This window comes from Cupriavidus sp. 05T42, assembly GCF_056396345.1.
Map to the genome: position 1 here is coordinate 106778 of NZ_JBFTLH010000014.1, position 18838 is coordinate 125615.

General features: G+C 69.8%; 21 protein-coding genes. 20 read left to right on the top strand and 1 reads right to left on the bottom strand.

What is annotated here, in order from left to right:
- Positions 1-7: 7 nt before the first annotated feature.
- The 20 genes from fahA to AC1EJR_RS19280 all read left to right on the top strand — a co-directional run bounded on the left by fahA (position 8) and on the right by AC1EJR_RS19280 (position 18015).
- Positions 8-1288 (top strand): fumarylacetoacetase, encoded by a 1281-nt coding sequence (gene fahA / locus AC1EJR_RS19185; protein WP_477147405.1) that lies wholly within the window; start codon positions 8-10, stop codon positions 1286-1288.
- 459 nt (positions 1289-1747) lie between these two features.
- Entirely contained in the window at positions 1748-2506 is a 759-nt protein-coding gene (locus AC1EJR_RS19190) for a beta-ketoacyl synthase chain length factor (RefSeq protein WP_454757761.1), read from the top strand.
- On the top strand, positions 2499-3275 hold the full coding sequence (locus tag AC1EJR_RS19195; protein WP_092299789.1) for a lysophospholipid acyltransferase family protein: 777 nt from the start codon (positions 2499-2501) through the stop codon (positions 3273-3275). Before AC1EJR_RS19190 ends, AC1EJR_RS19195 begins: the two co-directional genes overlap by 8 nt.
- On the top strand, positions 3262-3531 hold the full coding sequence (locus AC1EJR_RS19200) for a phosphopantetheine-binding protein (RefSeq protein ID WP_092299792.1): 270 nt from the start codon (positions 3262-3264) through the stop codon (positions 3529-3531). Before AC1EJR_RS19195 ends, AC1EJR_RS19200 begins: the two co-directional genes overlap by 14 nt.
- A gap of 40 nt (positions 3532-3571) precedes the next feature.
- On the top strand, positions 3572-3829 hold the full coding sequence (locus tag AC1EJR_RS19205) for an acyl carrier protein (RefSeq protein WP_477147406.1): 258 nt from the start codon (positions 3572-3574) through the stop codon (positions 3827-3829).
- Positions 3830-3835: 6 nt separating this feature from the next.
- Positions 3836-4393 carry a COG4648 family protein gene (locus AC1EJR_RS19210; protein ID WP_092299798.1) on the top strand — a complete coding sequence of 186 codons (558 nt, stop codon included), beginning with the start codon at positions 3836-3838 and terminating at the stop codon, positions 4391-4393.
- Positions 4386-6116 carry an ApeI family dehydratase gene (locus AC1EJR_RS19215; RefSeq protein WP_255370948.1) on the top strand — a complete coding sequence of 577 codons (1731 nt, stop codon included), beginning with the start codon at positions 4386-4388 and terminating at the stop codon, positions 6114-6116. Before AC1EJR_RS19210 ends, AC1EJR_RS19215 begins: the two co-directional genes overlap by 8 nt.
- Positions 6113-6862 (top strand): glycosyltransferase family 2 protein, encoded by a 750-nt coding sequence (locus AC1EJR_RS19220; RefSeq protein ID WP_477105891.1) that lies wholly within the window; start codon positions 6113-6115, stop codon positions 6860-6862. The genes AC1EJR_RS19215 and AC1EJR_RS19220 overlap by 4 nt, the downstream gene beginning before the upstream one ends.
- Positions 6859-7872 (top strand): LpxL/LpxP family acyltransferase, encoded by a 1014-nt coding sequence (locus AC1EJR_RS19225; protein ID WP_441593454.1) that lies wholly within the window; start codon positions 6859-6861, stop codon positions 7870-7872. The genes AC1EJR_RS19220 and AC1EJR_RS19225 overlap by 4 nt, the downstream gene beginning before the upstream one ends.
- 23 nt (positions 7873-7895) lie before the next feature.
- Positions 7896-8312, top strand: a complete 417-nt coding sequence (locus tag AC1EJR_RS19230) for an acyl-CoA thioesterase (RefSeq protein ID WP_441593453.1) — start codon at positions 7896-7898, stop codon at positions 8310-8312.
- On the top strand, positions 8309-8938 hold the full coding sequence (locus AC1EJR_RS19235) for an outer membrane lipoprotein carrier protein LolA (RefSeq protein ID WP_477113558.1): 630 nt from the start codon (positions 8309-8311) through the stop codon (positions 8936-8938). The genes AC1EJR_RS19230 and AC1EJR_RS19235 overlap by 4 nt, the downstream gene beginning before the upstream one ends.
- A 1-nt stretch (position 8939) precedes the next feature.
- A complete protein-coding gene (locus AC1EJR_RS19240) occupies positions 8940-11306 on the top strand; it encodes an MMPL family transporter (protein ID WP_477147420.1) in 2367 nt (788 codons plus the stop codon).
- A 5-nt stretch (positions 11307-11311) separates the two neighbouring features.
- A complete protein-coding gene (locus tag AC1EJR_RS19245) occupies positions 11312-12541 on the top strand; it encodes an NAD(P)/FAD-dependent oxidoreductase (RefSeq protein WP_092299810.1) in 1230 nt (409 codons plus the stop codon).
- On the top strand, positions 12529-13131 hold the full coding sequence (locus tag AC1EJR_RS19250; RefSeq protein ID WP_477147407.1) for a DUF3261 domain-containing protein: 603 nt from the start codon (positions 12529-12531) through the stop codon (positions 13129-13131). The genes AC1EJR_RS19245 and AC1EJR_RS19250 overlap by 13 nt, the downstream gene beginning before the upstream one ends.
- A complete protein-coding gene (locus AC1EJR_RS19255; RefSeq protein ID WP_477147408.1) occupies positions 13128-14318 on the top strand; it encodes a beta-ketoacyl-ACP synthase in 1191 nt (396 codons plus the stop codon). The genes AC1EJR_RS19250 and AC1EJR_RS19255 overlap by 4 nt, the downstream gene beginning before the upstream one ends.
- Before the next feature lies 1 nt (position 14319).
- The gene (locus AC1EJR_RS19260; protein WP_255370950.1) at positions 14320-14805 is read left to right on the top strand and encodes a hotdog family protein; all 486 of its coding nucleotides are present in this window, start codon (positions 14320-14322) and stop codon (positions 14803-14805) included.
- Complete coding sequence (fabG, locus tag AC1EJR_RS19265) at positions 14802-15533, top strand: 3-oxoacyl-ACP reductase FabG (RefSeq protein ID WP_144197106.1); 732 nt, start codon at positions 14802-14804, stop codon at positions 15531-15533. Before AC1EJR_RS19260 ends, fabG begins: the two co-directional genes overlap by 4 nt.
- Positions 15530-16759 (top strand): beta-ketoacyl-ACP synthase, encoded by a 1230-nt coding sequence (locus tag AC1EJR_RS19270; protein WP_454757765.1) that lies wholly within the window; start codon positions 15530-15532, stop codon positions 16757-16759. The genes fabG and AC1EJR_RS19270 overlap by 4 nt, the downstream gene beginning before the upstream one ends.
- Positions 16760-16826: 67 nt before the next feature.
- A complete protein-coding gene (locus tag AC1EJR_RS19275) occupies positions 16827-17276 on the top strand; it encodes an excinuclease ATPase subunit (protein WP_092299825.1) in 450 nt (149 codons plus the stop codon).
- Between the two features lie 76 nt (positions 17277-17352).
- Positions 17353-18015: a 4'-phosphopantetheinyl transferase family protein gene (locus tag AC1EJR_RS19280; protein ID WP_441593447.1), complete on the top strand. Its 663-nt coding sequence runs from the start codon at positions 17353-17355 to the stop codon at positions 18013-18015.
- A gap of 10 nt (positions 18016-18025) precedes the next feature.
- Here the strand turns inward: AC1EJR_RS19280 and AC1EJR_RS19285 are convergent, their stop codons facing one another.
- A complete protein-coding gene (locus AC1EJR_RS19285) occupies positions 18026-18760 on the bottom strand; it encodes an IclR family transcriptional regulator (RefSeq protein ID WP_092299975.1) in 735 nt (244 codons plus the stop codon).
- Between the last annotated feature and the right edge of the window lie 78 nt (positions 18761-18838).

Below are 18838 nucleotides of genomic sequence, written 5' to 3' on the forward strand. Positions count from 1 at the left end.
TCCCAAGATGACTGCCCCCCAAACCGGCACCCAAACGCGTGCCACCAGCTGGGTCGAATCGGCCAACGACGGCCAGACCCATTTCCCGATCCAGAACCTGCCATACGGCCTGTTTTCGGCAAACGGCCAGGCCCCGCGCGTGGGCGTGGCGATTGGCGACCAGGTGCTGGACCTCGTCGCGCTCGACGATGCCGGCCTGCTGCCGGCGGCGGCCAAGGGCGCGTTTGCCTCGGCCAGCCTCAACCGCTTTATCGCGCTGGGCCAGCCCCTGTGGCAGGCCACCCGCGCCCGGCTGACGGCGCTGCTCTCCGGCGAAGACGCCGCGCTGCGCGATCACGCGGCGCTGCGCGCMAAGGCTTTGTTGCCGATGGCCGGCGTGACGCTGCACCTGCCGGTCGAGATCCCTGGCTACACMGATTTCTATTCGTCGCGCGAGCACGCGACCAACGTCGGCCGCATGTTCCGCGACCCGGAAAACGCGCTGCTGCCGAACTGGCTCGAAATCCCAATCGGCTACAACGGCCGCGCCAGCTCGGTGGTGGTTAGTGGCACCGCGCTGCGTCGCCCGAACGGCCAGACCAAGCTGCCGAACGAGGCGCGCCCGACCTTCGGCCCGTGCCGCAAGCTCGACTATGAGCTGGAGATGGGGTTCATCGTCKGCAAGCCGTCGGCGCTGGGCGAGCCGGTCAGCACGGGGGATGCCCCCGCGCACATGTTCGGCATGGTCATCCTCAACGACTGGAGCGCGCGCGATATCCAGCAGTGGGAATACGTGCCGCTCGGGCCGTTCAACAGCAAGTCGTTCGGGACGTCGATCTCGCCGTGGGTGGTGACGATGGAGGCGCTCGAGCCCTTCCGCCGTGACAATCCGGCACAGTCGCCCGAACCGCTGTCGTATCTGCAGCAGCAGGGCCGCAACGCCTACGACATCGCGCTCGAAATCGCGCTGCAACCGGCTGGCGCGGCGCCCAGCACGGTCTGCCGCACCAATTTCAAGGCGATGTACTGGACCATGGCGCAGCAACTGGCGCACCACACGGTGTCTGGCTGCAATGTGCGCGTCGGCGACCTGATGGGCTCGGGCACGATCAGCGGCACCACGCCCGATTCGTGCGGCAGCCTGCTGGAGACCACGCGCAATGGCGCCGAACCGGTGGCGCTGAGCGGCGGCGTGCAGCGTGGTTTCCTCGAGGATGGCGACACGGTGACCATGACCGGTTGGTGCCAGGGCGATGGCTACCGGGTCGGCTTTGGCGAGGTCACGGGGAAGATCCTGCCGGCGGCCTGATCGACACGTCCTCCGGGGCGTCCCAGCACAGGGCGGGGCGGCTGAAAAGCCGCGCCCGCCCTCGTTACATTTGCGAAGGACCGTTACTGTTGCGCCATTCCTACGGGTGCCGCTTTATGCGAGAATTCGCCCCTGACAAAAAAAGTGTGGCGAAGTTCGCCGGGTTGAAACATTTCGGTAGTTTGCCGCGATGACCGCCCGGAGCACGCTCCACGGACACCCCTCGACTGGGCGGCTCAGTGTTTGGCCGAAACCCGCCGTTAGCGCGGTATATGCGAAATCGGGGTGTCGATAACTAACTTCGGCGAAATCCTCGGATTTTGCTTCTAATTTCAGGGAAAAACGGAATCTGTTCCCCGGTGCGATGGTCGCGCGCGGGCCCGCGCACACGCGCGTGGCCAACGTTGCCCCAGGCACGGCGGGGGACGCGGGGCTCACATTCCACCCAACGCGCACGGCATGGCAATTGAATTCGGAATTCGCGCATGGGCGGCCTGTGCGCCGGCACTGCAATCCCCGGAAGCCTGGCAGGCGTGGAGTCTTGCGCCATGGCTGCCCGAGGGATCGGACCTGCCGGCGCTCTCGGCCATGGCCCCGATGTTGCGCCGACGCGTCAATGCCATCGGCCGCGCGGCGCTGCATCCCGCCTACGACACCCTCCCGCCCGACGAGGCCCCCGCCGCGCCAGCCCCGCCGGCCGTGTTTGCCTCGCGCCACGGCGACACCCGCCGCGCCTTCGACATGCTCAGCGAACTGGCAGCCGGCGAGCCACTGTCGCCCACCGCGTTCGGCCTCTCTGTCCACAACGCCATTGGTGCGATGTTTACGATCGACCGGGGAGACGCCTCCAACCTCCAGGCCGTGGCGGCTGGCCGCGATACCGTGGAGACGGCCGCCTTCGAAGCCTGCGCGCTGCTGGCCGATGGGGCGGACGAGGTGCTGCTGGTCTGCTATGACGCGCCGCTGCCCGAGGCCTATGCCGAGTTCGCCGATGAGCCCGGCTGCCTGTTCGGCTGGGCCTGGCGCATCGGCAAGCCGCGCCCGGGCGAGCCGGTGTTCCGGCTCGACATCGACCATGTGCGCGAGGCGTCGGACCCCGACACCGCCCATCCGGTGCTGCCGCACGCGCTGGATGTGCTGCGATTCATGCTGACCGGCGACGCCGAGCTGTGCCACCGTGGCGAACGCGCGGTCTGGAGGTGGCAGCGCCATGGTTGAACGCCTCGACCGCGCCTGGCGCGTGTGCGCCACCGGCTTCTGCTTCTCGAGCTTCGGCGTGGGCGGCCTGCTGCTGCGCGTGCTGGTGTTCCCGGCGCTGGCGCTGCTGCCGTGGTCCACCCAGACGCGCCAGCGCGTGTGCCGCGATGTCATCCACCATGCCTTCCGGCTGTTCCTCTGGCTGATGCGCAGCGTCGGCGTCATCGGCTACGAAATCCGCCATCCAGAACGGCTGCAACGCGAGGGGATGCTGGTGGTGGCGAACCATCCGTCGCTGATCGACGTGGTGTTCCTGATGGCGCTGACGCGCCGCGCCGACTGCGTGGTGAAGTCCGGCCTGGCACGCAACCCGTTCACGCGCGGCCCGGTGCTGGCCACCGGCTGGGTGCAGAACGACAGTGGCGCGGCGATGGTCGACGACTGCATCGCCTCGCTGCGGGCCGGCAACAACCTGATCATCTTTCCGGAAGGCACGCGCACGCGCCCGGGCCAGCCGCTGCAACTCCAGCGCGGCGCGGCCAACGTGGCCGTACGCGGCGGCTTTGCGCTGACCCCGGTGGTCATCCGCTGCGAACCGCCCACGCTGACCAAGGGCGAGAAGTGGTACCACGTGCCGGTGCGGCGCCCGCGCTTCGTCATCGACGTGCACCCAGACGTGCCACCCGCGCAGTGGGTGGCGCCGGGCACCGACGACGCCATGGCCGTGCGCCACCTGACCCAATCACTATTCGAGTTTTTCTCCAGGGAGATCCGCCGTGCAGGCGCTTGAGCAAGAAATCAAGGAACTGATCATCTCGTCGCTGTCCCTCGAGGACGTGGCGGCTGACGATATCGACGCCACCGCGCCGCTGTTCATCGAAGGCCTGGGCCTCGATTCCATCGACGCACTGGAACTGGGCCTGGCGCTGCAGAAGCGCTACGGCATCACCATGAACGGCGACAAGGAGGAAATCCGCGCGCGCTTTGCCAGTGTTTCGGCGCTGGCGGCGTTCGTGGCGTCGCAGCGCGGCCAGGCCCCGGCCTGATCCGCGAGGTCATCGCAATACTGCTATACGGAGCCAGATCATGACTCACGACGAAATCTTCGCGCGGGTGGCGGCGGTTCTCGAGGAAACCTTCGAGATCGCCCCGGAGCGCATTACGCCCGAGGCGCGGCTGTATGACGACCTCGACATCGACAGCATCGACGCCGTTGACCTGCTGGTGAAGCTGAAGCCGATGCTGAACAAGCCGCTCAAGCCCGAGCAGTTGAAGTCCGTGCGCACCGTGCAGGACGTGGTGCAGGCGCTTGCGCTGCTGATCGACTCGCCGGCCACCGCCTGACGCCCGATGACCTGGCGMAAGTGGGGGCTGGGGCTGCTGACGCTGTCGTACCCGGTGGTGATCTACCTGGGTCTGCAGCACTTCTCGCCGCGCGTGATGGCGCTGGCGCTGGTCGCGCTCGCCCTGCTGCGCGCCGGCACCAGCCGCCAGGCCGGCTGGCGGGCGATGGCGGTGCTGGCGGCGGGGCTGGCCCTGATCGTGCTGGCCTCCGACCACGCGCTGCCGCTGAAGCTCTACCCGGTGCTCGTGAACGTGGCGATGCTGGGCGTGTTCGGCTGGAGCCTGCGCCATCCGCCCTCGCTGGTGGAACGCATGGCCCGGCTGCGCGAGCCGAACCTGCCGCCCAGCGGCGTGGCCTATACGCGCCGGGTGACGCAGGCCTGGTGCGTGTTCTTTATCTGCAATGGCGCCGTTGCCGCCGTGACCGCGCTGGCCGCCAGCGACCGGGTCTGGGCGCTGTACAACGGCGCGATTGCCTATGGCCTGATCGGCGCGATGTTCGCCGGCGAATGGCTGGTGCGGCAGCGCGCGCGTGCGCGGCATGCGGAGAATCGTCATGACTGAGCCCGCGCTCAGTGGTTTCACCGGCTTCACGGGCGTTGGCGCCGTGATGGCTGCCCAGGCGGCACGGGCCGCGCAAGGCGATGCCCAGGCGGCAGCGGTCGTCGCCAGTGTGGCGGCGTGGCGCCGGGCCTTCGCGGCGGCGCCAGGCGCGCGCTGGGCGCTGTACTTCGAGGGCACGGCCGATTTCGCCGCCGCGCTGTTCGGCGCGTGGCATGCCGGCAAGCACGTGGTGCTGCCCGGCGATACCCGCACGGAGACGCTCGCGGCGCTGCGCGGCCATGCCGATGGCTGGGCCGGCGAGTTGCCGGGCGGCCTGGTGCCAGCGCCCGGAACAACTCCGGGGGCAGGGGAGGCCGACTGGCTCCCGCTAAGCACGCACGACACCTGGGTCACGCTGTTCACCTCGGGGTCCACCGGCGAGCCCGGCGCCATCGACAAGCGCCTCGCCCAACTCGATGCCGAGGTCCACACACTCCAGCAGGCCTTTGGCGCGCGGCTGCCCGCCGATGTGCGCGTGCTGAGCACGGTCTCGCACCAGCACATCTACGGCCTGCTCTTCACGGTGCTCTGGCCGCTGGCGGCGGGCCGGCCGATGCCCGGCGCGCGGCTCGCCTTCCATGAGGAACTGGTACGCGCCTGCGCGGACGACGCCCGCCCGGCGGTGCTGGTCAGCAGCCCGGCGCACCTGAAGCGTATGCCCGATGCGCTCGACTGGCCCGTCACGCGCCCGGTGCTGCAGGCGGTGTTCTCGTCCGGCGGGCCGCTCCCGCCCGAGGCTGCGGCGGACGCGCTGCGCCACACCGGCCGCTCCCCCATCGAAGTATTCGGCAGCTCCGAGACCGGCGGCATCGCCTGGCGCCAGCGCGCCGTGCAGGCGGACCGCTGGACGGCGCTGCCCGGCATCGCCTGGCGCCTGCAGGACGGCTTCCTGGCCGTGCGCTCGCCGCATCTGGCCGATGACGACTGGTACGTCTGCGCGGACCGCGCGCTGCCCGCCGGCGACGACAGCTTCGTGCTGGCCGGCCGCGCTGACCGCATCGTCAAGATCGAGGAAAAACGCGTCTCGCTGACGCAGATCGAGCAGCGGCTGGCCGCCTCGCCGCTGGTGCGGGAGGCGCGGGTCGTCATGGTCGAACTCGATGTCGGCACCCGCGTGGCCGCCGCCGTGGTGCCTGGCGACGCCGGACAGGCACTCCTCGACACCCATGGGCGTGCCGCGTTGACCGCCGCGCTGCGCGCGCAACTGGCCGACGCCGTGGACCCGGTGGCGCTGCCGCGTCGCTGGGCCTTCGTGCCGGCGCTGCCGTGCAACGCGCAGGGCAAGACCACCGAAGCCATGCTGCGCGACCTGTTCCGCCGCACGGTGCCGGCTGCGCACTGGCTGGACGCTGAGGCCAATTCGGCCACCTCGGCCACCGCCGCGCTGGAGGTGACCGATGACCTGGCGATCTTCGACGGCCACTTCCCCGATACCCCGATCGTGCCCGGCGTGGCCCAGGTGGACTGGGTGATGGCGCTGGCGCCCCAGCGGCTGCCGATTCCGCCGCGCGAGCGCTTCGCGCGGCTGGACACGCTCAAGTTCCAGGCCGTGATCCAGCCTGGCACCACGGTGCGCATGGCGCTGACGTGGCAGCCAGACGCCCTCGCGCTCGGCTTCCGGCTGACATCCGACACCGGCCCGCACGCCAGCGGCAAGATCGTTTTTCATCCCGATACGCCATGACGCCGCTCCGTCCGGTTGTGCTCGTGCCGGTCTATGACCACGAAGGCGCCATCGGCGCCATGGTCGATGCCATCCTCGCGCATCCGCTGCCGTGCCTGCTCGTGGACGACGGCAGCAGCCCGGCCTGCGAGCAGGTGCTCCGCGAGATTGCCGCCGCGCACCCCGAGCGCGTCCGCCTGATCCGCCTGTCCGTGAATCAGGGCAAGGGCGGCGCGATCATGGCCGGCTTCACGGAGGCCGCGCGGCTTGGCTACACGCACGCGCTGCAGATCGATGCCGATGGCCAGCACGACGCCGGCTGCATTCCCCAGTTCACCGCGCTGGCGCAGGCCCAGCCTGCCGCGATGATCTGCGGCCACCCGGTCTACGACGACTCGGTGCCGCGCCTGCGGCTCTACGCGCGCTACCTGACGCACATCTGGGTCTGGATCAACACGCTCTCGTTCCAGATCAAGGATTCGATGTGCGGCCTGCGGGTCTACCCGCTGGCGGCGGTAACCGCCCTGATGCGCGACGTGGACCTCGGCCGGCGCATGGAGTTCGACACCGAGGTGCTGGTGCATCTGGTCTGGCGCGGCGTGCGCATCGTCAACGTGCCGACGCGCGTGACGTATCCGTCCGATGGCGTCTCGCACTTCCAGGCGTGGCGCGACAACGTGCTGATCTCGCGCATGCATACGCGGCTGTTCTTCGGCATGGTGTGGCGGCTGCCGCGCCTGCTCTGGCGCAGGGTGAGGCCGGCATGAGCACGGCGAAGCCTACGGCTGACGCCGCCACGCGCCGCACGCCGTCGCGCCACTGGAGCACCATCGGCGAGGCCACGTGCGTCTGGGGCGTCTGGTGCCTGTACGGGCTCTATCGCGTCTTCGGCCGCACGCTGTTCCGGGCGGTGCTGTACCCGGTGGTCACCTATTACTGGATCACGCATCCGCTGGCGCGCCGGGCGTCGATGGACTACCTCACGCGCATGGAGGCCACCGCCGGCGCGATCGGCGCGCAGCCCACCTGGCGCCATACGCTGCGCCACCTGTTCTCGTTCGCAGACACGCTGCTGGACAAGCTGCTGTCCATCGGCGGCCAGTACCGCTTCGGCAACGTCACGCGGGAAGGCCACCAGGTGCTGCTGGACCAGATCGCCAGCGGGCAGGGCGGCATCATCATGACCGCGCATATGGGCTGCCTGGAGCTGTGCCGGGTGCTGGCCAACCAGCGGCAGGGGCTGCGGCTGACCGTGCTGGTGCACACCGCCCATGCCGAGCGATTCAACCGGATCCTGTCGCGGCTCGATCCCAAATCGGGCCTCCAGCTCTATCAGGTGGACGATATCTCGCCCGCCACGGCGCTGGAACTGGCGGCCAAGGTGCAGGCGGGCGAGTTCGTGGCGATTGCTGGCGACCGCGCGCCCGCGCACGGCGGCCGGGCGGTGCGCGTGCCGTTCCTGGGCGCGCCGGCGCGTTTCCCGGTGGGCCCGTACGTGCTGGCGGGGCTGATGCGCTGCCCGCTGTACGCCATGGGCTGCGTGCGCCATGGCGACGGCCATCTGCTGCGTTTCACGGAACTCACGCGCGCGGTGACGCTCCCACGTGCGAGCCGTGACGCCGCGCTGACCGCGCTGGCCACGACTTACGCCGCATGGCTGGAGGCGCTGCTGGTGCGCTCGCCATTCGACTGGTTCAACTTCTACGACTTCTGGGCGGACGATCCGGTCCGTACCGGTCGCCAGAACGCGCAGGACGCGCGCCAGGACGCGCACTAAGCCGCGCCGCCCACCGGAGACCTATGTCCAAAGCTTTCAGCCACGAGATCACGCTGACGCCGGCGTTCCACGACCTCGACCCGATGAACGTGGTCTGGCACGGCAACTACGTGCGCTACTTCGAAGTGGCGCGCTGCGCGCTGCTCCAGCAGATCGACTACGACTACCCCCAGATGCGCGATTCCGGCTACGCGTGGCCGGTGGTGGACCTGCGCGTCAAGTACGTGCGCCCGCTGGTCTACGGCCAGTCGATGATCGTGCGCGCCACCATCGTCGAATGGGAAAACCGGCTCAAGATCGACTACGAGATCCGCGATGCGGCGTCTGGCCAGCGGCTGACCAAGGGCTATTCGATCCAGGTAGCCGTGGACATGACGACGCAGGAGATGCTCTACGTCTGCCCGCCGGTGTTGCTGCGGAAGCTCGGGGTGCCGTCGTGAGGCGCCGCCAGGTTCTGGCCGCTGCTGGCGCACTGGCGCTGGTGGTGATGTTGCCGGCGCTGCCGGCCCATGCCGACGACCTGCTGGCCTCGGTGGCCAAGCGGCTGGCCGATGCGCCCGTGATCCGGGGCCGGTTCGAGCAGACGCGCCGGCTGTCCGGCTTCAGCAATCCGCTGGTCTCGCGGGGCGATTTCGTGCTCGCGCGCGGCCGTGGCGTGGTCTGGCAGACGCGCGAGCCGTTCCCGTCGAGCCTGCTGGTCACCCCTGAGAAGCTGGTGATGCGCGGCGCCGATGGCAGCGTGCAGCAGCAGATGCAAGCCGAATCCCAGCCTGCGATGCGCGTGGTCGGCGAGTCGATGATCGCCGTGCTGCGCGGCGACCTGCACGGGCTGTCCGCGCGTTTCGACGTGACCGGCAAGCTGGTCGGCAGCGCCGGATGGGCGCTGACGCTGATCCCAAAGGATGCCGGCATGCGGCGCGTGTTCACCCGGATCGAGCTGGCCGGCGACAAGTTCGTGCGCGACGTGCGGCTCGAGGAAGCCGGCGGCGACAGCACCGTGGTCCGCATGATCGACCCAGCCGCCGCCGCCAGGCTGACCCCGGCCGAGGAGCAGCGCTTTGAGTAACGTGGCGGGCGGCGTGGCGATGCAGGGCGGCATCACGCGGCTGGCGCGTGGGCTGGCCATCGTCTGGCTGCTGATCGTGCTGGCGATGATCGCCCATCAGGTGCAGTTCTGGCGCGGCTCGCGGCTCGATACGGATGTGATGGCGCTGCTGCCGACCAGCGAGCGCACCGCTGCGGCGGACCGCGTGCTGCGCCGGCTGGCCGACAGCGTGGCGCAGGAGGTGGTGGTGCTCGTCGGCAGCCCGGACTGGGCGCGCACGCGCGCCGCCGCGCAGCGCTTCAGCCAAGCCACGGCGCAGGGCGGCACGCTGCTGCAACCGGTGGACAAGATCGCCGCGTTCGACTTCGACAAGGCGCTCGACTTCTATCGCCCGTGGCGGGACCGCCTGCTGACCGACGCCCAGCGTCAGCAGTTGCAGCAAGGTCATCCGGACCAACTCGCCCAGCAGGCGCTGACGCGCCTCTACCAGCTCTCCACCGGGCCGCGCCTGACCGACTGGGCCGCCGATCCGCTTGGGCTGTGGCAGGACTGGTGGCTCTCCCGCGCCGCCGTGACGCGCGTGCAGGAGCGCGACGGGCTGGCCGCCTTGTCCGGCGATGGCAAGGAGTGGGTGCTGCTGACGTACCACATCACCAAACCGGCATTCTCGGTCAGCGGCAGTACCGACTACAGCGACCTGCTGCGCGCCGCCGAGGCCGCTGCGCGGCAGGGCGATGCGGACGTGCGCGTAGTGGCCGCCGGCATTCCGCTGCACGCGGAGGCCGCCGCCGCGCAGGCGAATTTCGAAATGAACGTGATCGGCTGGGGCTCGCTGGCGGCGGTGCTGCTGCTGGTCTGGCTGGCGTTCCGCTCGCTGCGGCCGATCGTGCTGGTGGGGCTGTCGCTGGCCATCGGCACGGCGGCGGCGATCTCGGCCACGGCCATCGTCTTCGACCGCGTGCACCTGATCACGCTGGTGTTCGGCGCCAGCCTGGTGGGCGTGGCGGAGGACTTCGGTATCCATTACTTCGTCTCGCGGCAGGCGCTGCCGCGCGCCACGCCGCCATCGGTCATGCGCCATCTGCTGCCGGGCATGGCGCTGGCGCTGGCGACCAGCGTGGTGGCATACCTGGCGCTCGGCATCGCGCCGTTCCCGGGGCTGCGCCAGATGGCGCTGTTCTCGGCGGTGGGGCTGGTCGCCGCGTTCCTGACCGTGGTGTTCTGGTTTCCACTGCTGGACCGGGGCGCGCTGCGGCCCACGCGGGTGTCGAGCTGGCTGGCCCAGAGCCTCGCCCGCTGGCCGCGCGTGCGGGCGGACCGGCGCACGGCGCTGGCGCTCGGGGCGCTGGCCCTGTTTATCGTGCCGGGGATCTGGCAGGTGCGGGTTGTCGATKACGTGCGCCAGCTGCAAAGCTCGCCGCCGGCGTTGATCGAGGCGCAGCGCCTCACGGGCCGCCTGCTCGGCACGCCGAGCCCCGCGCAATTCGTGCTCGTACGCGGTGCCACGCCGGACGAGGTGCTGGCGCGCGAGGAGGCCGTCAAGGCCGCGCTGGCGCCGGCCATCCGGCGCGGCGAGCTGGCCGGCTTCCTGGCGATTTCCGACTGGGTGCCGTCCGCCGCCCGCCAACGCGCGGACGCCGCGCTGGCCGGCCGTCAGGAAGCTGCCGTGCGCGAGCGGGTGACCCGCACGCTGGGTGGGTCGATTGCCGCGCCGGCGGCGTCCCCGGCCGACGCCGTGCTGACGCTGCCCGCCTGGCTGGCCAATCCGGTCTCGGGCACGCTGCGTCATCTGTGGCTGGACCGCGAGGGCAGCGGCTATGCCAGCGTGATGCTGCTGCGCGGGCTGGAAAATCCGGCAGTCATGTCTGGCATCGCCGCCGCCGTTAACACGGTGCAGGGTGCCGAATGGGCCGACCGCATCGCCGATCTGTCCTTCCTGCTGCACCATTACCGCGTGCTGATGAGCTGGCTGCTGCTGGCCGGTGCGGCCGGCGTGGCCCTGCTGCTGGCGTGGCGCTATGGCCGCGAGGGTTGGCGCGCGCTGGCGCCCACGCTGCTGGCCGCCGCCTTCAGCGTGGCCGTGCTGGGCTGGCTCGGCGTGCCGTTGCAACTGTTTTCGGTGCTGGCGCTGGCGTTGCTGCTCGGCGTAGGTGTCGATTACGGCATATTTCTGCTCGAACACCCCGGCGATGGCGTGTCCTGGACCGCCATCGTGCTCGGGGCGGCCAGCACGCTGCTGGCGTTCGGGCTGCTCGCACTGTCTTCCACGCCGGCGCTGCATGCGTTCGGCATGACCATGCTTTCGGGCGTGGGCGCGGTCTGGGTGCTGTCGCCATGGTTCCGGCCATTCGCCCGGCATGCCTCACAACAACAAGCTGAACAGGGTTGATCCATATGAAAACGGAACAGGTGGAGGTTTTGATCGTCGGCGCCGGGCCCGCTGGCTCGGTGGCGGCTGGCCTGCTGCGCAAGCGCGGCGTCCAGGTGCTGGTCATCGAGAAGGAGACGTTCCCGCGCTTCTCCATCGGCGAGAGCCTGTTGCCGCAGAGCATGGAATACATCGAGGAAGCCGGCATGCTGCAGGCCGTGGTGGAGGCCGGGTTCCAGTACAAGAACGGCGCCGCCTTTGCCCGGGGCGACCGCTACACGGAATTCGACTTCCGCGACAAATTCTCCAAGGGCTGGGGTACCACCTACCAGGTGCAGCGCGCGCATTTCGACGACGTGCTGATCCGCGAGGCCGAGAAGCAGGGCGCCGAGGTGCGCTTCCGCCACGTGGTGGAAGCGGTGGATGTCACCGGCGCGCAGCCGGTGGTCACCGTGCGCGACCCGGACGGGCAGGCGTACAACGTGCAGGCGAAGTGCCTGCTCGATGCCTCCGGCTTCGGTCGCATCCTGCCGCGCCTGCTGAAGCTCGAGTCCCCGTCGAACTTCCCGGTACGCGCAGCCATCTTCACGCACGTGGAAGACCGCGTGGCGCCCGGCACCTTCGACCGCAACAAGATCCGCATCGGCGTGCATCCCGAGCATGTCGATGTCTGGTACTGGACCATTCCGTTCTCGAACGGCCGCTGCTCGCAGGGCGTGGTGGCGGAGAAGTCCTTCCTGGACCAGTATCCGGGCGACGAGATGGCCAAGCTGAAGCAGCTGGTCAGCGAGGAACCGGGGCTGGCGCACCTGCTGCGCGACGCCAACTGGGACACGCCGGCGCGGCAGATCGTCGGCTATTCGGCCAACGTCAGCTCGCTCTGGGGCAATGGCTACGCGCTGCTCGGCAATGCCGGCGAGTTCCTGGACCCGGTGTTCTCGTCGGGCGTGACCATCGCCTTCAAATCGGCCAGCCTGGCCACCGCCTGCCTCGCCCGCCAGCTGGCCGGCGAGACCGTGGACTGGGAGGCCGACTACGCCAAGCCGCTGAAGGCCGGCGTGGATTGCTTCCGCACCTTCGTCGAAGCCTGGTACGAAGGCCGCTTCCAGACCCTGATCTTCCATCCGAACGCCACGCCCGAGATTCGCCGGATGATCTCGTCGATTCTGGCCGGCTACGCCTGGGACCGMAGCAACCCCTTCGTGGCCGAGTCCCGGCGGCGCCTCAACGTGCTGGAGCAGCTTTGCGCGGTCTGAGGCTGACGTGTTCGATATTGGCCGGCGCGGCGTTTGCCGTGCTGGCCGGTTGCGCCGCCACGCCGCCGGCCGGCCCCACGCCGCCCGTGGCGGAAGCGGGCCGCCMGGCGGTGCCGCTGCTGCGCCTGCCGCCCGCGTCGCTCGGTCGCACCCTGCATCTGCAGCAGCAGATCACGGTGCGCTATCCGTCGCCGCAGGGCGAGCAGACGCGGGACATCCTCGCGCTGCTGGAGGCCGACGCCGGCCACACCCGGCTGGCCGCGCTGGCCGGCGGACAGGTGCTGGCCCGGCTGGACTGGGACGGCAGTGACCTGCACGTGACACGCGCGCCATGGGCGCCCGCGGAACTCGTGCCGGAGCGTATCCTCAGTGATCTGCAGTTGTCGCTCTGGCCCGTGGCGGCCATTCGCGCGGCGCTGCCGCCGGGCTGGCGCCTGGACGCCACGCCGGCCATKTGCCGCCTGCTGGCCGGTGACGAACTCGTGGCCGAGATCCGCTATCCCGACGCCGCCACCACGGAATTCGTGCAGCGCCGCGACGGCTACCGGCTGACCATCCGCACGCTGCAGGGCGAAGGAGCACGGCCATGACGATCTTCCTGAACGCGATGAATGTCATCTGCGCGCTGGGCAGCGGCAACGACGCCGTGCGCGCCGCGCTGTGGCGCACGGACGGCCCGACGGGCGGCGAAGTCACTGACCGCTACACGCCCGGCACGCCGCTGCACCTGGGCACCGTGCGCGAGCCGGTGGCCGCCACCGACCTGCCGGCCGGCATCGCTCCCGCGCTGTTCAGCCGCAACAATGCGCTGCTGGACCGCACGCTGGACGCGCTGCGCCCCGCCGTGGAAGCTGCCATCGCCCGCGTGGGTCCGACCCGCGTGGCCATCGTGCTCGGCACCAGCACCTCGGGTATCAGCGACGGCGAGCTGGCMGTGCGCGCGCGGCACGCGGMCGGCACGTGGCCGGATGCCTTCCACTATGGCCAGCAGGAGCTGGGCTCCCCCGCGCAGTACCTCGCGCTGGCGCTGGGCACGGCCGGGCCGGCCTATACGATTTCCACGGCGTGCTCGTCGAGCGCGAAGGCGCTGGCCGCCGCCGCGCGGCTGCTGGAACAGGGCATGGCCGATGTCGCCATCGCCGGTGGCGTGGATACGCTGTGCGCGTTCACGATCGCCGGCTTCCGCTCGCTCGACTCAGTCAGCGCGGAGCGGTGCAATCCGCTGTCGGCCCATCGCCACGGCATCAACCTGGGCGAGGGCGCGGCATTGTTCCTGATGTCGCGCGAGGCCGGGCCGGTGCGGCTGGCCGGCTGGGGCGAGACGTCCGATGCACACCATATGTCCGCGCCCGACCCGGCCGGCGCGGGCGCCCGCGCCGCCATGCAGGAGGCCCTGACGCGCGCTGGCGTGCAGCCGGCGGACATCGACTACCTGAACCTGCACGGCACGGCCACCGAGCAGAACGACGCGATGGAATCCCGCGCCGTGGCGGACCTGCTCGGGCACGACGTGCCGGTCAGCTCGACCAAGCCGCAGACCGGGCACACGCTGGGCGCTGCCGGCGCCGTGGAAGCGGCGCTGATGGTGCTGACCATGACCGACAACCCGCGTGGCCGGCTGCCGGCCCACTGGTGGGACGGCGCGGCCGATCCGACGCTGCCGCCGCTGCACGTGGTGGGCGCGGACGAGTCGCTGGGCCGGGCCCCGCGCTACGTGATGAGCAATTCGTTCGCCTTCGGCGGCAGCAACAGCGTGCTGGTGATGGGGGAGGGCTGACGTGACGGCATCTGACACGCAGCCTGACTTCACGCCACTCCTGCCGCCGGTGTCCGAAGTGGTGCCCCACGCGGGCGCCATGCGGCTGATCGACGAACTGGTTGAGGCCGATGGCGAGCACTGCGTGGCCCGCGCCACGGTGCGCGCCACGCAGTTGTTCGTGGACGATGCCGGCATGCCCGGCTGGGTCGGTATCGAATATATGGCCCAGACGATTGCCGCCTGGGCCGGTGTGCGCGAGCGCGCGGCGGGCCGCCCGCCGGGGCTGGGCTTCCTGCTCGGCTCGCGCCGCTATGCCTGCGACGTGCCCGCATTTCCGGTGGGCAGCGTGCTGACCATCCGCACCCAGGTGGAACTGATCGGGGACAACGGCCTCGGCATGTTCGCCTGCACGCTCGAGATGGATGGCCGCGACGTGGCGCGCGCCAATGTTTCCGTTTTCCAGCCTGCGGACGCGCAGGCGTTTCTCCAGGGGCAGCAAGCATGACGAACAAGACCGTGCTGGTCACGGGCTCCTCGCGCGGCATTGGCCGCGCCATTGCGCTGCGGCTCGCGCGCGACGGCTACGACGTGGTGGTGCACTGCCGCGCCCGCCGGGACGACGCCGACTCCGTGGCCGACGCCGTGCGCGCCTTCGGCCGCAACGCGCGCGTGCTGGCTTTCGACATCAGCGACCGCCAGGCCACCGCCAGCGTGCTGCATGCCGACATCGAGGAACACGGCACCTACTACGGCGTGGTCTGCAACGCTGGCATCGCGCGGGACGCGGCGTTCCCGGCCATGAGCGGGGAGGAATGGGACGAGGTGGTGCATACCAATCTCGACGCCTTCTACAACGTGCTCAATCCGCTGGTGATGCCGATGGTGCAGCGCCGCCAGCCGGGCCGCATCGTCACGCTGTCGTCGGTGTCCGGGCTGGTGGGCAACCGCGGCCAGACCAACTACAGCGCCGCCAAGGCCGGCATCATCGGCGCCACCAAGGCGCTCGCCATCGAACTGGCCAAGCGCCATATCACGGTGAACTGCGTGGCGCCGGGGCTGATCGACACGGAAATGGTGGACGAGCATGTGCGCGAGGAAGCGCTGAAGATGATTCCCGCGCGGCGCATGGGCACGCCGGACGAGGTGGCGGCCACGGTGGCCTTCCTGCTCTCGCCGGATGCCGGTTACATTACACGGCAGGTGATTTCGGTGAACGGGGGGATGTTCGGATGAAGCGGGTTGTCGTAACCGGCGCGGGCGCAATCAGCGCATTGGGCAACGACTGGACCACGGTGCGCGCGCGCCTGGCCAGCGGCCGCAATGCCGTGGTGCAGATGCCGGAGTGGGCCGACATCAAGGGCCTGAACACGCAGCTGGCGGCACCGGTGCCGCCGTTCGCGCTGCCGGCCCACTACACGCGCAAGGCCACGCGGTCCATGGGGCGGGTCGCCCTGATGGCGGTGCTGGCCAGCGAGGCCGCGCTGGCGGATGCCGGGCTGACCGGCCATCCGATCATCACGGGCGGGCAGATGGGCATCGCCTACGGCTCGTCCACGGGCACGCCGTCCGCGATCCAGGACTTTGGCCGGATGATGAGCGAGCGCACCACCGAGGACATCAGCGCCACCACCTATATCCGCATGATGCCGCACACCACGGCGGTCAATATCGGGGTGTTCTTCGGCATCACCGGACGGATTCTGACCACGTCGAGCGCGTGTACGTCCGGCAGCCAGGGGATCGGCTACGCCTACGAGACGATCCGCGCGGGCCGGCAGGTGGCGATGCTGGCTGGCGGCGGCGAGGAACTGGATGCGACCGAGGCGGCCGTCTTCGACACGCTGTTCGCCACCAGCACGCGCAACGACGCCCCCGAGGCCACGCCGCGCCCGTTCGACGCAGACCGCGACGGGCTGGTGCTGGGCGAGGGCGCCGGCACGCTGGTGCTCGAGGAACTGGAGCACGCCCAGGCGCGCGGCGCGCGCATCCTGGCGGAGATCGTCGGCTACGGCACCAACAGCGACGGCGCGCACGTGACCCAGCCGCAGGCCGCGACGATGGCCGTGGCCATGCGGCAGGCGCTGGAGGACGCCGGGCTGGCGCCGGATCGCATCGGCTATGTCAATGCGCACGGCACGGCCACCGACCATGGCGACATCGCCGAATCCCACGCCACGCACGCGGTGCTGGGTGGCGCCGTGCCGGTCAGCTCGCTGAAGAGCTATCTCGGCCATACGCTGGGCGCGTGCGGGGCGCTGGAGGCGTGGATGACCATCGAGATGATGCGCGACGGCTGGTTCGCGCCCACGGTGAACCTCGTCAACCCGGATCCGCGCTGCGCGCCGCTGGACTACATCATGGGCGAAGGCCGCCGACTCGACACCGGGTACGTGATGAGCAACAATTTCGCGTTCGGCGGCATCAACACCTCGCTGGTGTTCCGCCGCTGGGACGCCTGAGCAGGAAGCCGTACCCGAGCCGTACCGCCGTTTTCATCCCTCAACAATCAAGAACAAAGGAAGGTCAATGAAATTCGCTCTCCCGCTGGTTGCCCTCGCCTGTGCAGGCACGCTGCTGTCCACCCCTGCCGCCGCGCGCGACACCAAGTACATGCTGCCGTTCCAGGACGTCCTGAACATGCCGGAAGCCAAGGAAAAGCTCGACGGCTCGGTTGCGTTCTACCTGGCCGGCCAGAAGACGCCGAAGGTGCTCGAGAAGAAGGACAGCGACGTCTCGAACAAAAAGACCAACGGCGTGGGCAAGGCCGATGAGGAAGCGTGCCGCTGGGCCGCGCTCTCGGCGCTGATCTCGTTCCAGGACAAGGCCAAGTCGCTGGGCGTGAATGCGGTGGTGGACATGGTGAGCTATTACAAGAAGGACACCAACGCCAGCAACACCGAGTACGAATGCCACGCCGGCGCCGTGGTGGTGGGCGTGACGCTGAAGGGCACCTACGCCAAGGTGGCCGCCAAGTAAGGCGCCATCGACGGGACCTGTTTGAGACGTTTTCAGGACGATTGCCATGCCGCTCGCGCTGCGCACAGGATCGGTCATGGCATTCGCGGCCATGGCGCCGCCCGTCAGCCGTTGGATGTCACCCGAGGAACTGGCGCGGCTGGCCGCCATGCGTGCCCGGGCCCGCGCCGAGCAGTTCGCGGCGGGCCGCTGGCTCGCCCGGCGGCTGCTGGCGGTGACGTTCGGCGGGGAGGCGGCGGAATGGTCGCTGTCGGCCGCCGAGGATGCGCCGCCGCTGGCGACCCATACCAGGGGGGCCGTCGGCACGCCGGTATTCCTGTCGATTGCCCATTCGGGTGATCACCTCGCTTGCGCCGTGTCCGACCTGCCGGTTGGCATCGACATCGAGGACATGCAGCCGCGCAAGCACCTGGACACGCTGATCGAGGCCACCACCACGGAGGCCGAGCGCGACGCGTTGCCGGCCTTGCTGGACGTGGGTGACGAGTTGGCGAAGCTGGAGGCGTTCTACGAGCTCTGGACGCTCAAGGAAGCCTGGATCAAGTGCCACGGCGGCAATCTGTTCCGGACCATGATGGGCCACGTGGTGGAAGCCGTGCCGGTGCAGATGGCGCACGCCAATGGCATCACATGGCGGCGCGATGACGCGGTGCTGGCGCTGACGGCTTCGGCGCCGCTGGCCTCGGTGTCGGTGCCCAATCCGGCCGGATGGCGCCTCCGCGCGCAGCAGATCGACTAGATCCGCCTGGCTAGATCTTCTCCAGCGCCGCGCACGCCGCGCGCAGGATGGCCGCGTAGCGCTCCAGATGCGGCTCGATCCGGTAGACCGGGCCGGCAATCGAAATCGCGTAACTCTCGCCCGACAACCGCACCGGCCAGGCCAGCGCGCCGACATCAGGCATCGACTCACTGAGATTCACGAACGCACCGCGCTCGCGCGCTTGCCGGAGGTCGTCCTCCAGCGCCGCCGGCGTGGCTAGCGTGCGCGCGGTGAACGGCTGGAAGGGAAGCTGCGGGAGCAGGGCGGCGCGCTCGGCGTCGTCCATGGCGGCCAGCAGCGCCTTGCCGATCGAGTTCGCATGGAGTTCGCGCCGCTCGCCGGCCGTGGCGATGTAGCGGATCGCATGTGGCGATTCGAGCACATCGAGATACACCACCGCGTGGCCCTCATGCAGCTTGCCGATAACGATGGTCTCGCCAGTGGCTTCGCGCAATTCGCTCATGGTGCCGTGCACGCGATCGAGTACGGGGTCGTGCCGGGCAATCTGCTGGGCCATGGCCAGCAGCCGGCCGGTGGGGTAGTAGCCCTGCCTGCGGGCCGTCTCATAGAGATAGCCTAGCGAGGTCAGTGTGCGGATCAGCGCCAGGCAGCTAGAGGCTGGCACGGACAGCAGCCGGGAGAGCTCCGAGAGCGACAGCGCGCGCCGTTCGCGCGCAAAGGTCTCGATGATCTCGAGCACGCGCAGGGCGGTCTTGACGTTCATCGAGGGCGGCTTGGCGGCGGACGGATCGGGACGCACGGGCATCGGGGCGTGTCATGCAATCAGGAGGGATATGGGGCC

What these genes read in the sequence shown, in the direction of transcription:
- AC1EJR_RS19270 (WP_454757765.1), top strand. Translation starts at nt 15,530, where the DNA reads ATGAAGCGGGTTGTCGTAACCGGCGCGGGCGCAATCAGCGCATTGGGC.
- AC1EJR_RS19195 (WP_092299789.1), top strand. Translation starts at nt 2,499, where the DNA reads ATGGTTGAACGCCTCGACCGCGCCTGGCGCGTGTGCGCCACCGGCTTC.
- AC1EJR_RS19215 (WP_255370948.1), top strand. Translation starts at nt 4,386, where the DNA reads ATGACTGAGCCCGCGCTCAGTGGTTTCACCGGCTTCACGGGCGTTGGC.
- AC1EJR_RS19230 (WP_441593453.1), top strand. Translation starts at nt 7,896, where the DNA reads ATGTCCAAAGCTTTCAGCCACGAGATCACGCTGACGCCGGCGTTCCAC.
- AC1EJR_RS19285 (WP_092299975.1), bottom strand. Translation starts at nt 18,760, where the DNA reads ATGAACGTCAAGACCGCCCTGCGCGTGCTCGAGATCATCGAGACCTTT.
- AC1EJR_RS19190 (WP_454757761.1), top strand. Translation starts at nt 1,748, where the DNA reads ATGGCAATTGAATTCGGAATTCGCGCATGGGCGGCCTGTGCGCCGGCA.
- AC1EJR_RS19225 (WP_441593454.1), top strand. Translation starts at nt 6,859, where the DNA reads ATGAGCACGGCGAAGCCTACGGCTGACGCCGCCACGCGCCGCACGCCG.
- AC1EJR_RS19275 (WP_092299825.1), top strand. Translation starts at nt 16,827, where the DNA reads ATGAAATTCGCTCTCCCGCTGGTTGCCCTCGCCTGTGCAGGCACGCTG.
- AC1EJR_RS19220 (WP_477105891.1), top strand. Translation starts at nt 6,113, where the DNA reads ATGACGCCGCTCCGTCCGGTTGTGCTCGTGCCGGTCTATGACCACGAA.
- fabG (WP_144197106.1), top strand. Translation starts at nt 14,802, where the DNA reads ATGACGAACAAGACCGTGCTGGTCACGGGCTCCTCGCGCGGCATTGGC.
- AC1EJR_RS19205 (WP_477147406.1), top strand. Translation starts at nt 3,572, where the DNA reads ATGACTCACGACGAAATCTTCGCGCGGGTGGCGGCGGTTCTCGAGGAA.
- AC1EJR_RS19280 (WP_441593447.1), top strand. Translation starts at nt 17,353, where the DNA reads ATGGCATTCGCGGCCATGGCGCCGCCCGTCAGCCGTTGGATGTCACCC.